The sequence below is a fragment of the Notoacmeibacter sp. MSK16QG-6 genome (genome assembly GCF_024158145.1).
Lineage (GTDB): Bacteria > Pseudomonadota > Alphaproteobacteria > Rhizobiales > Rhizobiaceae > Notoacmeibacter.
In genome coordinates this window covers 954997-969154 of record NZ_JAMYXM010000001.1, presented here as the reverse complement: position 1 = coordinate 969154, position 14158 = coordinate 954997, and the positions used below count along the sequence as shown (strand labels likewise).

The 14158-nt window shown below is 58.7% G+C and carries 14 protein-coding genes; 7 read left to right on the top strand and 7 right to left on the bottom strand.

Going from position 1 to position 14158, the window contains the following annotated elements; translation table 11 throughout:
- Window positions 1–92: 92 nt before the first annotated feature.
- The 3 genes from NIM86_RS04590 to NIM86_RS04580 are packed head-to-tail and all read right to left on the bottom strand — an operon-like array spanning window position 93 to window position 3774.
- The gene (locus NIM86_RS04590) at window positions 93–2273 is read right to left on the bottom strand and encodes a xanthine dehydrogenase family protein molybdopterin-binding subunit (RefSeq protein WP_253379546.1); all 2181 of its coding nucleotides are present in this window, start codon (window positions 2271–2273) and stop codon (window positions 93–95) included.
- A complete protein-coding gene (locus NIM86_RS04585; protein ID WP_253379545.1) occupies window positions 2270–3262 on the bottom strand; it encodes a xanthine dehydrogenase family protein subunit M in 993 nt (330 codons plus the stop codon). Before NIM86_RS04585 ends, NIM86_RS04590 begins: the two co-directional genes overlap by 4 nt.
- Window positions 3259–3774, bottom strand: coding sequence for a 2Fe-2S iron-sulfur cluster-binding protein (locus NIM86_RS04580; RefSeq protein ID WP_253379544.1), 516 nt, complete (start codon window positions 3772–3774; stop codon window positions 3259–3261). The genes NIM86_RS04585 and NIM86_RS04580 overlap by 4 nt, the downstream gene beginning before the upstream one ends.
- 265 nt (window positions 3775–4039) lie before the next feature.
- On the opposite strand from NIM86_RS04580, the gene NIM86_RS04575 reads away from it, so the two are divergent.
- Complete coding sequence (locus tag NIM86_RS04575; protein WP_253379542.1) at window positions 4040–4951, top strand: class I fructose-bisphosphate aldolase; 912 nt, start codon at window positions 4040–4042, stop codon at window positions 4949–4951.
- Between the two features lie 60 nt (window positions 4952–5011).
- Here the strand turns inward: NIM86_RS04575 and NIM86_RS04570 are convergent, their stop codons facing one another.
- Window positions 5012–5398 carry a PepSY domain-containing protein gene (locus NIM86_RS04570; RefSeq protein WP_253379540.1) on the bottom strand — a complete coding sequence of 129 codons (387 nt, stop codon included), beginning with the start codon at window positions 5396–5398 and terminating at the stop codon, window positions 5012–5014.
- A 75-nt stretch (window positions 5399–5473) separates the two neighbouring features.
- On the bottom strand, window positions 5474–6175 hold the full coding sequence (locus NIM86_RS04565) for a ZIP family metal transporter (RefSeq protein ID WP_253379532.1): 702 nt from the start codon (window positions 6173–6175) through the stop codon (window positions 5474–5476).
- A 150-nt stretch (window positions 6176–6325) separates the two neighbouring features.
- Between NIM86_RS04565 and NIM86_RS04560 the strand changes: the two genes are divergently transcribed.
- The 3 genes from NIM86_RS04560 (at window position 6326) to NIM86_RS04550 (ending at window position 8938) form a co-directional block, all read left to right on the top strand.
- Window positions 6326–6928 carry a molecular chaperone gene (locus tag NIM86_RS04560; protein ID WP_253379531.1) on the top strand — a complete coding sequence of 201 codons (603 nt, stop codon included), beginning with the start codon at window positions 6326–6328 and terminating at the stop codon, window positions 6926–6928.
- 93 nt (window positions 6929–7021) lie between these two features.
- Window positions 7022–7741 carry a biotin/lipoate--protein ligase family protein gene (locus NIM86_RS04555; RefSeq protein WP_253379530.1) on the top strand — a complete coding sequence of 240 codons (720 nt, stop codon included), beginning with the start codon at window positions 7022–7024 and terminating at the stop codon, window positions 7739–7741.
- 51 nt (window positions 7742–7792) lie between these two features.
- A complete protein-coding gene (locus NIM86_RS04550) occupies window positions 7793–8938 on the top strand; it encodes an Mrp/NBP35 family ATP-binding protein (protein WP_253379528.1) in 1146 nt (381 codons plus the stop codon).
- Window positions 8939–8985: 47 nt separating this feature from the next.
- Here NIM86_RS04550 and NIM86_RS04545 read toward each other — a convergent pair whose 3' ends face one another.
- Window positions 8986–9462 (bottom strand): CoxG family protein, encoded by a 477-nt coding sequence (locus NIM86_RS04545; protein ID WP_253379526.1) that lies wholly within the window; start codon window positions 9460–9462, stop codon window positions 8986–8988.
- A 151-nt stretch (window positions 9463–9613) separates the two neighbouring features.
- On the opposite strand from NIM86_RS04545, the gene NIM86_RS04540 reads away from it, so the two are divergent.
- Window positions 9614–10597 (top strand): formate/nitrite transporter family protein, encoded by a 984-nt coding sequence (locus NIM86_RS04540; protein ID WP_253379524.1) that lies wholly within the window; start codon window positions 9614–9616, stop codon window positions 10595–10597.
- 66 nt (window positions 10598–10663) lie between these two features.
- Window positions 10664–12313, top strand: coding sequence for a glucose-6-phosphate isomerase (pgi, locus tag NIM86_RS04535; protein ID WP_371872833.1), 1650 nt, complete (start codon window positions 10664–10666; stop codon window positions 12311–12313).
- Between the two features lie 66 nt (window positions 12314–12379).
- Here pgi and NIM86_RS04530 read toward each other — a convergent pair whose 3' ends face one another.
- A complete protein-coding gene (locus tag NIM86_RS04530) occupies window positions 12380–13129 on the bottom strand; it encodes an SDR family oxidoreductase (RefSeq protein ID WP_253379523.1) in 750 nt (249 codons plus the stop codon).
- Window positions 13130–13223: 94 nt separating this feature from the next.
- Between NIM86_RS04530 and NIM86_RS04525 the strand changes: the two genes are divergently transcribed.
- Window positions 13224–14129 carry an AraC family transcriptional regulator gene (locus NIM86_RS04525; RefSeq protein WP_253379522.1) on the top strand — a complete coding sequence of 302 codons (906 nt, stop codon included), beginning with the start codon at window positions 13224–13226 and terminating at the stop codon, window positions 14127–14129.
- Window positions 14130–14158: the final 29 nt, after the last annotated feature.

Sequence of the window (14158 nt, the reverse complement as noted above, 5' to 3'; positions counted from 1 at the left end):
GGTAAGGGCGGATTTGCCGAATAAGCTCACCCATCGAGCCGTCAATCGCGATGCGGCAAGCAGGAAGCCGCTCGCATCGCGACTGGTCTTGTCTACATGAGTTTATCGAGCGTGACAGGCAGGTCGTATACACGCTTGCCGGTTGCGTTGTAGATTGCATTCACAATCGCACCGCCGGCTCCGCAAAGGGCAAGTTCGCCAATTCCCTTTGTCCCGATTGGGTTCGATTTGGGGTCCGGGTTCTCCAGAAAAATGACCTCGCACTGCGGCACATCCCGGTTCACGGCCAAATGATATTCCGCCAGATCGCGGTTCACATACCCGCCTGTTCGCTCATCCAGCCAGAGCTCTTCGCGCAGTGCACCTCCTATACCCCATACCAGCCCGCCAAGACATTGGCTTCGGGCCGTCTTGCGGTTGAGTATGCGCCCTGCGGAAAACACGGAAACGAAGCGGCGGACTTCAACCTCGCAGGTGTCGATATCGACGGCGACCTCGCAGAAATGTGCGCCATAAGAGTTCTGCACATAGTCGTCATGCTCGTCGCCGGGTTCGATACTACCTTCCGCCGAAAAGCCATCGCTATCTTTCAGTACATCTCGCAACGGCACAGATCTGTCACCGGCTTGCATCGCGCCCTCATCGAAGGCGATGCCGTCGGGATCGATATTGAAGCCACCGGCCTTGGCCAGCTTCTCGCGCATGGCGATACAGGCGTTCCAGAGTGCCGAGCCTGATGTCCCCGCCCCGAACGATCCGCCCGAGCCGGAGGTGGTGGGGTTGTCTGAATCGGCCAGTTCGACAGTGATATCATCGGGGTGCAGGCCGAGAGCCTCGGCGGCAATCTGTGTCAGGATCGTATAGGTGCCGGTCCCGATATCCGTCATATCCATCCGCACCGTGAGATGGCCGGAGGACGATAGATCGATCTGGCATGACCCTTCCATCATCATATTGCCGCGGATGGCGCTCGCCAGCCCGTAGCCGATCAGCTTGCGCCCCTCCATTCGTGAGCGCGGCTCTTTCGGTCGAGCGTCCCAGCCGAATGCTTCGGCACCCTTTTTGAGGCAATCCACAAGGTCACGGGTCGCGAATGGCTTACCGCTGGCAGGGTCTTCCGCCGGCTCATTCTTGAGCCGAAACTCCAACGGGTCCATGCCGACCTTCTCGGCCAGTTCGTCTATGGCGGCCTCGAAAGTGATGCCGCCGAGCGCTTCGCCCGGCGCGCGCATCGAATCGTTGATCGTTTCGTTTGTCTCGCGTGTTTTGCCGGTCCAGTGCAAAGCATCGCAACGATAGGCATTGGCCGCCGACGCCATTGGCCCCTCGGTGAAGGGGTGGCCGATAGCCTGCGTGGACCATGTCTCGAAATTAATCGCCTTCAGCGTACCGTCCTTCGTGGCTCCGAGACGAATGCGCTGTTCGATCCGGCTGCGGTGCGGCCCATCGTGAAAAAGATTGCGGCGCGTTTGGACCACCTTGACCGGTCGATCCAGCTTTTTTGCAGCCGCTGCTGCCAGGATCGTCTCATAGTGCTGTCCGAGCTTGGAACCGAACCCACCCCCAATATAGGGCGACAGAAGCCGGATATTGTTCTTGTCGATACCGAATGTATTGGCAAGGCAGCCAACACCCCAGTCGATGACCTGCGTCGAATTATGAACGGTGAGCCTGTCGCCGTCCCACTCGGCGATAGCGGCATGTGGCTCCATTGCCGCCTGGATCATGTGCGGCGTGGTGAAGTTGAGGTCGACCGTCAGATCGCTCTCGCCCCAGGCCTTTTCGAAATCGCCGCGACGGTTGGTTTCCTCCAGGCCGCCATCGATGCCGTCCGCCAGCTCGCTATCATCGCGATCGATACCGAGTTTTGGGGTCTTCTCATCGTAGATGACGGAGATCAGGATTGCTGCATAGCGCGCTTGTTCAAGCGTTTCCGCGACAACGAGCGCGACCGGTTGGCCATAATGACGGATCGCCGCATCGACGAGAACGCCGTGGCTTTGCTGAAAACGATCGTCTGCACCATCGCCCCAAGGTTTCATCTTGGGTGCGTTTTCATGAGTGAGAACAGCGATGACGCCTTCAACCTTCTCGGCTTTGGAAATATCAATTGAAGAGACTGAGCCGTTGGCGATGGTCGATTCGACGATGAAACCGATTGCCGCATCGATGTCGTGCTCGGCGGCGTAAGCGGCTTCTCCCGAAACTTTTAGCGGCCCGTCGACGCGGTCGAGTGGCTTGCCGATCCATTTGCCTTTGATGATGTCGTTCATGCCGCATTCTCCCGGTCGGCCGCTTCGCTGAGCGCGGCGACAATTGTTCTTTTCGTAAGCTCGATCTTGAAGGTCTGATCGCCCTTGGAGTTCGCATCAGCAAGTTCGGCCTCGGCGGCGGCGCGGAAATTCTCGTCATTGGCTTCAGCGCCTGCCAGGCACTTTTCGGCTTTGGCAGCGCGCCAAGGCTTGTGCGCAACACCCCCCAGTGCGAGTCTGACGGTTTCGATCTTGCCATCATGGATCTTCAGCACGAGGGCCGCGGAAACCAGAGCGAAGGCATAGGATGAGCGGTCCCTGACCTTGCGATAGATGTGCGTTCCGCCAATCGGCTGGGGCAGTGTGACGCTTTCGATCAGTTCATCACTATCCAGAACGGTCTCGATATTCGGCGTATCGCCCGGCAGGCGATGAAGCTCAGTCGCGGCGATCGTCCGATTTTCGCCGCCAGGTTTGCGTGTATGAAGCTGAGCGTCGAGGGCTGCCATCGCGACGGCCATGTCCGAGGGATGAGTCGCGATACAATGGTCCGATGCTCCAAGGATGGCGTGAATGCGGCTCGGTCCATCGAGCGCTGCGCAACCGGAACCCGGTTCCCGTTTGTTGCAGGGACGCGTCGTGTCCATAAAATAATAACAGCGTGTGCGCTGGAGAAAATTGCCGCCGGTCGTTGCGCGGTTGCGAAGCTGAGCTGTGGCGCCCGAAAGCAGCGCCTCGGAAAGAACCCGATAGTCTTTTCGCACCTTTGGATGGTTGGCCAGAGCGGTATTGGTCACGTCCGCGCCGATCCTGAGACCGCTCTCTTCGGTTTCGCTGAAACCACCCATATCGATGCGGTGGATATCGACCACCGAATCGGGTGTTTCGACCTGCAGTTTCATCAGATCGACCAAATTGGTGCCGCCGCCCATGAATTTGGCATTCTCGGCAGAGATTGCATCAAGCGCGGTATCGGCGCTGTCAGGACGGATAAACTGGAACGGTTTCATCGGCCTGCCTCCGCATCGACAGGCTCGCCGCCGGCGTCCATCACCGCATCGACGATGTTGTTGTAAGCGCCGCAGCGGCAGAGATTGCCGCTCATCCGTTCCTGCACTTCCAGACGCGTCAGTTCGATCTGGTCGCCGCCCGTCACGGCAGAGGCATCGCCCCGCTCCACTTCCTTCAATGTCGCCACGGCTGAGCAGATTTGACCCGGTGTGCAATATCCGCATTGAAAGGCGTCGTGAGAAACGAAAGCGCGCTGCATAGCGCCGATGTCATCGCCTTCTTTCAAGCCCTCGATCGTCGTCACGTCTTGACCTTCGCAGCCGGCAAACAGAACCAGACAGGCATTGACCCGCTCACCATCGAGAAGAACCGTGCACGCGCCGCATTGGCCGTGATCGCAGCCTTTTTTCGATCCTGTAAGTTTGAGATGTTCGCGCAGCGCGTCGAGTAACGTGGTGCGGGAATCCGCATCCAGTTCGACGGCGCGGCCGTTAATGGTCAATGACGTCACGGAGAGCCCCTTCGGTTTCCGGCAAATTGGAACACTTCTAGAAAAGAGCGGGGCAGACGGTCGGTTCCATCGAAGTCCGTATTCTTGCCGTCACGCAGCGGCAGTTCGGTTGGCGCAATCAAATCGATTGAGATGGCCCTGTTTCGCCGATCGTTAAATAAGCCGGCCAAAAACCAAGCATTTGCAAGGTTTTTGCGTGACAGAACAGGATAAATTTGGGTAGGTACGCGCCACCAATCCGAGCCCTGAAGAAGGACATGAGACCATGAACGTCACTCCGCGCGTAAAGGAAATTCTCTCCTGGTATGAGGGCGAAAACCCCGGCGTAAAGGCCAACCTTGCGCGTCTTCTAATGCACGGCAAACTGGGCGGTACGGGCAAATTGGTCATTCTGCCGGTCGATCAGGGCTACGAACATGGTCCGGCTCGTTCCTTCGCGCCGAACCCGGCTGCCTACGATCCCCATTATCTCTATCAGCTTGCTATCGATGCCGGTCTCTCCGCCTATGCGGCTCCGCTCGGCAGCCTGGAACAGGGCGCCGATACGTTTGCCGGCGAAGTGCCGCTCATTCTCAAGGTCAATTCGGCCAACTCGCTGTCCGACAGCGTGCCGGACCAAGCTTTGCTCGGTTCCGTCGATGATGCGCTTCGCCTCGGCTGCGTCGGCATCGGCTTCACGATCTATCCAGGCTCCGACAACTGCTTCGCCATGCAGGAGGAACTGGCCGAGATGACCCGCGAAGCCAAAGCCAAGGGCTTGATGACTGTCGTCTGGTCCTATCCGCGTGGCGGCAAGGTCTCCAAAAAAGGCGAAACGGCACTCGATATCGTAGCATATGCAGCGCATATGGCGGCGCTGATGGGCGCCACCATCATCAAGGTCAAACCGCCTGAAAAAGGCGTCGATCTGAAGGATGCCGAAAAGTCTTACAAGGATGTGAAGCAGGATACGCTGGCTGAGCGCATCAGCCATGTCATGCAGGCCTCGTTTAATAACAAGCGTGTCGTTGTGTTTTCAGGCGGCGGCGCAAAAGACGCCGACGCGCTTGTCGAAGAGATCACCCAGATCAATGCCGGCGGCGGTTTCGGCTCGATCGTGGGCCGCAACTCGTTCCAGCGCGAGAAGAGCGAAGCAATCGCTCTGCTCAACCGGATCATCGACGTTTACAAGAGCTAATCCAGGCAACTTGCCGTCGCGGACAAAAGAAAAGGCCGCCTGATCGGGCGGCCTTCTGCATCATTCCATACCGTTCGGTGTCGGGATCAACGTCTCGTCATCGGTGCTGCTTTCGGTTGTTCCAGCCGGTTCGTCATCCGTGTTCTGATCCGCTGGTGCGCCGCTTTCCATGGCCTCCGAAGCCGCTTCGGTGATCGCGCCTGTCCGCGCATCGATGAGGATGCGTTTGTCCATGCCGTTGCTGACCCGATAGATCGCCGTCCACGCCTCGGCCGCATCGTCCCATTTTAGCTCCTGCAGAAAGAGATAGCCGGGCACCTGTTCGAGAGCTTGGGCGATTTCGCTCAGCGGGCGCGCGTCCGATGGCGGATCGGCAGCGACCGGCGATGAAGGCGCTACAGCGCCAGCGGCAATGAGACCCAGAGCTGGAATGGCAAGTTTAACCATGGCGATCCTCGTGCGGCTGGAGATGAAGCAATCGATGTTTAAGGCCAACGCATGGGGCTTGCGGTGGTTGCCTGCCTAGCCGCCGCTGAGCGACTGAAGCCATGTGGCGGCAGCGAGGCCCAAAGCGGTGGCGATACCGGCAAGGAGATGATCCTCCTTGAACGCTTTCGGAAAGACTTCCGTGGCTAGTGACGCGATGACGGCGCCGCCGGCGAAACTGCGGATCAGCGCTAGAGCATCGTCGCTGACTTCTGTCAGAAATAGACGCCCCGCCAAAGCCGATGCTGCCAGGATCACGGCTGTCGCGATCCACAGGCCAAGAGTTTTATTCTTGCCTAGAGTATCGGTCATCTGTTTTGCGCCGCCCGCAGCTTCTGGCAAATTGGATAGAAGGATCGATCCCGCCAGCGCTGCGACCTGCAGCGGGCCGGACCCGATCAGCGAGACACCGAGCGCCAGATTTTCGGGCACGCCATCCAGCGTGATAGCGACCAGCAGTCCGGTCCCGCCCGTACTCTGCCAGACATTGTCGACTAGGTAGTCGAGCGCGGTGAAAACGACAGCTCCCACCATCATCATGGCGATCGCCGGGAACACTCCGGCAACCTCCGTTGCAGGATCGACAAGTTCCAGAATAGCGGACACCATGAGTGCGCCACCGGCTGCCGCGATGATGAAACCCTCCACGCCATTCGACATCTTTCCGAATATGCCCCACAGCGCACCGACGATTAGTGCTGCGGAGACGACGACGATGGTGATGATGGCAGCCAGCAATGGGGTTCTCCGGGCGATTTTATGAGGTGAATTAGCCCGACCCGCTGCTAAAGAAAGATGCCTGTTCGGCGCGCCACCGCGAAATGTGACAGCCTTGTCGTCCCGTCATCCGCGCCTACTCTCCGTTGGCAGAACGGAGACCAATCCCGTATGGCATTGCCAAAGCGAAATGACGAGGAACTGCCGGTCGAGGACAAGCTTCGCTGTTTGATCTACGCGTTATTGTCTGACCTGTTTCTTCAACCGCCGGATATGAAGATGTTGCAGCGCCTTCGCGGCTTGTCGCATGACGAGAGCGCGATGGGACGGGCCACGGGACGGCTGGCCAGATGCGCGGGCAATGTCACACCCGAGCAGGTGGGCGATGAGTACGATGCTCTGTTCGGCGACGATGGTGCGCTCGACCCCTGCGCCTCGGCTTATCTAAAGGGAAGAACCGGCCCATCCAGCGCAAACTGCCTGCCGGCGCTTATGACGCGGCTTGGTATCGAACAGCGCCCGGTCGCAGAACGTGCGCCCGATCATGCTGGAACGCTCTTTGAAATGATGGCTGGACTTATCGAAGGCAGGTTCGGCTGCGACCGGCTCGCGGTTCTGGAGCAGCGACGCATTTTCAACGACCATGTCATGATCTGGATGCCATTCTTTCTGCGCGATGTCGGCGTGGCCAAAGAGGCCGACTTCTATCGGGCAGTCGCCGATTTGGCTGCAACTTTTCTCGACATAGAGGAAGCGGGCTTCCAACTGGTCTGACCGACTTCAATCCCGCAAACGTCTTGTTCCGAACCGTCGAAATCCCTACACCGAAAGGGCTTTCCGATTGCCCTTGAGTGGAGCGTCCCCCCGATGAGCCTGCCTGATCCCCGGTTTCCAGAAAGCTTTCGCGGACGGGCGGTCTCGCGAGAAACGGCGGCGTTTGAAGAAGCATGCCGGCTTGCCAAATGCCAGAAGGCAGAGCCCGGCGATATTTTTTACAGCCGGCGGCACGGCATGGCATCATGCGCACTCCTTATCGATGCGGACAGACCTGTTTCCGAAGCCGTACAAATCCTACCATTGGCGCAATTGGTCGTCGCAGAAAGCCTGACTAATTTTTCCGCTACGCCCCGGCCAAAGGTCGTCTGGCCTTTCGGTGTTTGCCTTGCCGGAAAAGAGGTGGCGCGCGTCGCGATAGGCGGATTGTCCGGGCAGGAGGATGCTGACGATTATGCCGACTGGCTTGTTCTCGGATTTCACATTCGACTGTCCGGCAAATTCATCGAAAGGCTGCCGGTCGCTGAACGGAAAAACGTGACGGCACTCTCCGAGCAAGGCATCGACACCGATCGAACGGCCGTGCTTGAATGTCTCGCGCAAACCATGGAGCGGCGCCAGCGCCAGTGGCAAGAAGACGGCTTTTCCCCAATCCGGCAGGCTTGGACGGCCTATGCTGCTGATGAACATGATGGTTCGGCAACGCGGCTGGACATGGAAGGTAATGCCATGATCGGTACTGGCGAAGGCTTTGAGCAGGTCTGTCTGCTCGACATGATAGCCCGCCAATTGCCACTTCATCTCGCCGCTTGAGAAAGGTCGGAAATGCTGTCGCGCCTCTTCGGAAAGCAAAAAGGACATGATATGACCGAGCCCAGCGCCGAAACCATTCGCGAACGCTTGCGGTCCATCGCAGCGCCTGGCAGCGAGGGCGACATCGTATCCAATGGCCTCGTCTCCGACATTTTCATAACCAAGGGTAAGGTTTTCTTCTCTCTGACTGTTCCGGCCGCATTGGCTGAAAAACTCGAGCCGCTTCGCAAGGCTGCCGAAGAGCTGGTGCAGGAAATGCCCGGTGTGCAGAAAGCCACGGTCGCGCTGACGGCTGAGCGAAAAGCCGGTCCGGGTAATGCTTCGCAGCCGGCAGCCAATGCGCCGACCGTAAAACCTGCGGGAAAGCCTGCTCCTAGCGGCCGTCATACCATCGCGGTTCCCGGCATTAAGGCGATTGTCGCAATCGCGTCCGGCAAGGGAGGCGTCGGAAAAAGTACGACCGCCGTCAATCTGGCGCTGGCCTTGGAGCAAAGCGGCCTCTCAGTCGGCATTCTCGATGCCGATGTTTACGGCCCTTCTATTCCACGCCTCCTCGGCCTTTCCGGTAAACCCGAAATGGCCGGTGAAAAAATGATCGAGCCAATGCAAAATTACGGCATCAAAGCGATGAGCATGGGCTTCATGGTCGAAGAAGATACGCCCATGGTCTGGCGCGGTCCGATGGTCACGCAGGCGCTCACACAAATGCTGCGCGGCGTTGCCTGGGGCGAACTTGACGTGCTGATCGTCGATATGCCGCCGGGAACGGGCGATGTGCAACTGTCGTTGGCCCAACAGGTGCCGATGGCCGGCGCCGTGATCGTTTCGACTCCGCAGGATCTGGCCCTTCTCGATGCGCGCAAAGGGCTGAACATGTTTAGGAAGGTGGACGTGCCTGTCCTCGGTATCGTCGAGAATATGAGCCTTTTCGTCTGTCCCGATTGCGGCGCAAGCCATTCGATATTCGGCCATGGCGGCGCGAAAGCCGAAGCGGAAAAACTTGACGTTCCCTTTCTTGGGGAAGTGCCGCTTCAGATGGCGATCCGCGAAACGTCAGATGCCGGACGACCCGTTCTCGTCAGCGACCGGGACGGAAAAGAAGCGAATATATACCGTCAGGTGGCAGGACGTCTGATGGAAGAGATCGAGACGGCGACAGAGACGCAAGACGAAGGCCCGGCCATCATTTTCGAATGAAGGCAAAAGCCGGCGCTTGACGCCGGCCCTTCTCAGGAATGTTTCGATCAGCCGATATTGGGCTCCGGCGGCTGATAGCCATCCGAGATTTTTGCGTTCATGCACGAAAAGAACTGGCCGGCGAGCTTCTTGCTGGTGGACTGTATGAGGCGGCTGCCCATCATCGCCATCTTGCCGCCGACATCGGCCTTGGCCTTGTATTTCAAGAGCGTACCGTTTTCATGCTCTTGGAGTTCGACATCGGCGCCACCCTTGGCGAAACCCGCAATACCGCCATCGCCCTTGCCTTCGATCGTGTAGGAAGTAGGCGCGTTGATGTTCTTAAGCTCGACCTGTCCGCCAAATGTCGATTTGATCGGCCCGATCTTCAGCGTCACTTTGGCTTCCATATTGGTATCGGACGTTTTGTTCAGCTCGTCGCAGCCCGGAATGCATTCGCGCAGCATCTCCGGATCGTTCAGCGCGGCCCATACCGTGGCGACGGGCGCGTTGATCGTTTCCTCTCCCTCGATTTCGACAGCCATGACGGTTCTCCTCTCAGTGATCGATGGTCCGTTCCATAGATAGGCGTTCGATGCTCGTCCATATGACCTTCGGTCGGGGGTGCACTTGCAGCTCGGTGGCGCAGCGGTATCTGCGATGACTTCAGGGACCATCCGGAGACAAGATTTTTATATGAAGCACGATCCAGTCAACACACATAGATCGCTGCTTGACGAAGGCACGGAAGACCATACCGCCGCCTCGCTGACAGACTACGAGATGCAGAAGGCGGAATGGCGCGGTCCTCTACGCGCAGCCGTCATCTATGAGATTGTCCGCCGGGCTGGCGACCATGAGTTGGAACGGCCGACCAAGAGTCTGATCTTTTCGTCGATAGCGGCTGGCATCGTCATCACCCTGTCCGTTCTGACCGAGGCCTATCTGCGCCAGGCGCTGCCCGAAACCGAATGGGCGCACCTCATCGAAGCCATGGGATATACGACGGGTTTTATCTTCGTCATTCTGGCGCGCCAGCAGCTCTTTACCGAGAGCACCATATCGGCCGTGCTGCCGGTTCTGGCCAAGCCGACATGGAATAATCTCTATGCCGTAGCACGCCTGTGGACGATTGTTTTCCTCGGTAATCTGATCGGTACGGCATTTTTCGCACTCTGGTTCACTCTTTACCCGCCTGCAGGGCCGGAAACGCTAGATGCTATCCGCGAAATCTCCATGCGAGCCATGGAGCCGGGTTTCGTGGAAACCGTCATGCGCGGCGTATGCGCCGGCTTTCTGATCGCCGGTGTCGCCTGGCTTCTGCCAAGTTCCCGTGGGTTCGAGCTGCATGTGATCTTTCTGATTACCTACATCATCGCTCTGGGGGAATTTTCCCATGTGATCGCCGGTTCGGCCGAGGCGTGGTATCTCGCATTCGGCGGCCATAGTGGGGTTTTCGAAGTTATCTTCGGGTTCATCGTTCCGGCGCTGATAGGCAATGTGATAGGAGGGACCGTGCTGTTCGCTTTCCTTGCTTTCGGGCAGGTGGTGGCCGAACTCGACGAGACACCCGCAGAACGGACCAATGGTTCGCCGCCAATCGACACTAACGGAAATCAAGCCTGTCCCGATGAAACGCAAAAGGCCGCCGCGTCTGCCGGCTACGAGACCAGAACGTAAAATTCAGCAATAAATGAGGGCATATTGAAGCCCTGCCGCGATCATTCGAGCGGAACGGAGTAATACATGAAAGACCTTGAAGGTTGGCGCGCCGCTATGGCCGCGTTGGAAGATTACCATCAGGCGCGTCCGGAAATGGATATGCGCCAGGCTTTTGAAATTGACGACAATCGGTTTGAGACATTTTCGCTGTCACTCGACGATCTGCTGTTCGATTACAGCAAGTGCGCCGTTGACGAGGCCACGATCGAAAAGCTCATTCGCTTGGCCGATGCGATGGGCGTCTGCGATATGCGCGATGCCATGTTTGCTGGCGAGCCGATCAATATGACGGAAAAGCGGGCCGTGCTGCACACGGCTTTGCGTGCGCCGGCGGATGCGGACTTCTCGGTCGGCGGTGAGAGTGTCATGGCGGATGTTCATGACGTATTGAGCAGGATGAGCGCTTTTGCCGAGCGGGTTCGTTCTGGCGAGCATAAGGGCGAAACAGGCGAAGCCATCACCGATATCGTCAATATCGGTATTGGCGGGTCAGATCTCGGACCGGCCATGGTGACTGGTGCACTGGCGCCCTACCATGACGGTCCTCGCTGCCATTTCGTTTCCAATGTCGATGGCGCCGATATGGCCGATACGCTTTCGCGCCTTTCGCCGGCGACGACGCTCTTCATCGTGGCGTCTAAGACATTCACGACCATCGAAACCATGACCAATGCCAAGACGGCGCGGAACTGGCTGACAGACGCGCTTGGCGAGGGCGCTACGGGGAAACATTTCGTCGCGGTCTCGACCGCTTTGGATAAGGTCGCCGAATTCGGCATCGCCGAAGAAAACGTCTTCGGCTTCTGGGATTGGGTCGGGGGCCGCTACTCGGTTTGGTCCGCTATCGGCCTGCCCGTCATGCTGGCCGTCGGACCTGAAAATTTCCGCGCGTTTCTGGATGGCGCCCACGCGATGGACAGGCATTTCCGCCAGGCCGAACCCCGGCAGAACATGCCCATGCTCCTGGGGCTGATCGGTTGGTGGCACCGCGTCGTATGCGGCTATACGTCGCGCGCTGTCATTCCTTACGAGCAGAGGCTCGCTCGGCTGCCGGCCTATCTCCAGCAGCTCGACATGGAGAGCAATGGCAAGGCCGTAAAACGAAACGGCCGACCGGCATTGACTGAAACCGGACCGGTCGTCTGGGGGGAACCCGGCACCAATGGCCAACACGCATTCTTTCAGCTTTTGCATCAGGGGACGGACGTCATCCCGGTCGAGTTCATTCTTTCGGCGCGGGGTCATGAGCCGGACCTGACGGCTCATCATGAATTGCTGCTGGCCAACGGGCTGGCCCAGTCCGAGGCCCTCATGCGGGGCCGCACCTTCGATGAGGCGCTGGAACAGGCTTCTGCGGCAGGCATGACCGAAGAACAAGCTGCCGTGATCGCTCCGCACCGTGTCTTTCCGGGGGACCGTCCTTGCATCACGCTTCTCCAGGATCTGCTGACGCCGTTCGCCCTCGGGCGGCTTATCGCGCTGTACGAGCACCGCGTCTTCGTCGAGGGTGCGCTGTTCGGCATCAACTCTTTCGATCAATGGGGCGTGGAACTGGGCAAGGAGCTGGCCACGGCGCTGCTTCCTGTTCTGCGAACAGGCGAGGGGATCGACGAGCGCGATGGCTCCACCGCCAATCTGGTGAAGAAGATCCGCGCGGCTCGTGACGCGCAGTAAAGTCAAGAGAGGCGGGGCCTCTGTAGCCCCGCCCATGATCTGATCGCAAACGATCGGGCTGAATGGTCAGGCGGCCAGAGCCTCGGCATCGTCTCCCGCCGGAATATGCAGCGGGGCATCGGTATCGGTAACGGCGCGCCAGATTGCCCGGACGACCTGTTCCGGACGCGTGGGTTCGCGACTGGCGTTCTCTTGGAGGTTCGCCAGCGACTCTTCGACAAACGGTTTATACACTTCGGGTGCGTCGGCCGCATCCGCCATCGATGCCATGGCATTGCTGCCGAATTTCGTCGCCGGAGCCTGGCCTGGCAGAACGAGGTGTGTTCGAATGCCTAGCGGTTCGAGCTCGAGCGCAAGACACTCGGTATAGCCATTGAGTGCCATCTTGCTTGCCGTATAGACCGACAGCAAAGGGAGTGGCTTCAGCGTAACGCTGGACGAGACGTTCACGATGACGCCGGCCTTTCGGTCTCGCATTTGCGGCAATATGGCGCGGATCATCTCGAATGTGCCGAATGTATTGGTCTGGAAAATTCGTCGAACAACCTCGGCAGACGTCGCTTCGAATGGAGCCAGCCATCCAATTCCCGCATTGTTGACCAGCGCATCGATCGGTCCCGCTTTCTCAACGGCATTGTCGATACTCTGTTGGTCGGTGACATCCAGCGGCAGAAGCTGCAGCCGGTCGGACTTTGGCAATAATGCTTCGTCCGGTTCGCGCATGGTCGCCACCACCGACCAGCCTTGGTCGAGAAAATAGCGCGCGCTATCCAGACCGAAGCCGGAGGAACAACCGGTTATCATAACAGTCTTCATCGTTCAGTCTCCTTCGTTGGGAGGCCTTCATATCGACATGGCAGGCTGAACCTTCTATGATGCAGCGTCTTTATTTGTTTACTGAAAGTCCGAAATGAGTGATCCGCTTGGTGACGTGATCTCGCTCCTTCGACCCTCTGCGCCTTTTTCCAAGCTGACTGAGGCGAGGGGCCCGTTTCGCGTTCGGCGAGAAGATCTGGACGCGGTCTTCTATACTTTGCTTCTCTCGGGCGCTGCTTGTCTTGAAGTCGACGGAAAGCCACCCCTCGTTCTCCAAACTGGTGATTTCGTTCTCATTCCCGCGATCGCCGCCTTCACAATGTCCAGCATCGATCCACCGCCCCCGCCGGGAATGTCCAGCCGGCCGTCTCTCTGTGAGGATGGCGTCTTTCGCATTGGGGGAATGGAAGGGCCGGCGGAGGTTCAACAGCTACTCGGCAATTGCCGTTTTGCCAGTCCAGACGCTGAACTGCTTGTGTCGCTTCTGCCGGACATGGTGGTCGTACGCTGCGTGGACCGTTTGGCGACCTTGACGGCCATGGTTCGCGAAGAGGCGCGCGCGACACGCCCGGCACGCGATGTTGTGGTAGAGCATCTTTTGCAGGTCCTGCTGATCGAGGCGTTCCGCTCCTCGACGCGGGATGATGCCCCACCGGGCCTCCTTCGCGGCCTGAACGACGCACGCATCGGCCCCGCCCTTCGCGCCATGCATGCCGCGCCCGATCATGGCTGGACCGTCGTTGAACTCGCTCGGGAAGCCAGCCTGTCGCGCTCGGCGTTTTTCACGCGGTTCAATCGCATCGTCGGATCGTCGCCGTTGAGCTACCTGTTCAACTGGCGAATGGCACTGGCCAAGCACATGCTCCGCTCGAACAGCGTCGGCATTGCGGAAATTTCACGCAAAATCGGTTACGGCTCGGTGAGCGCTTTCAGCACTGCATTCGCCCGGCATGTCGGAGAACCACCCCGGCGCTATGCCAGAATAAACGCAGCCGAATGACCGGCTGGCGCCTACGCGTATAGTTTGAA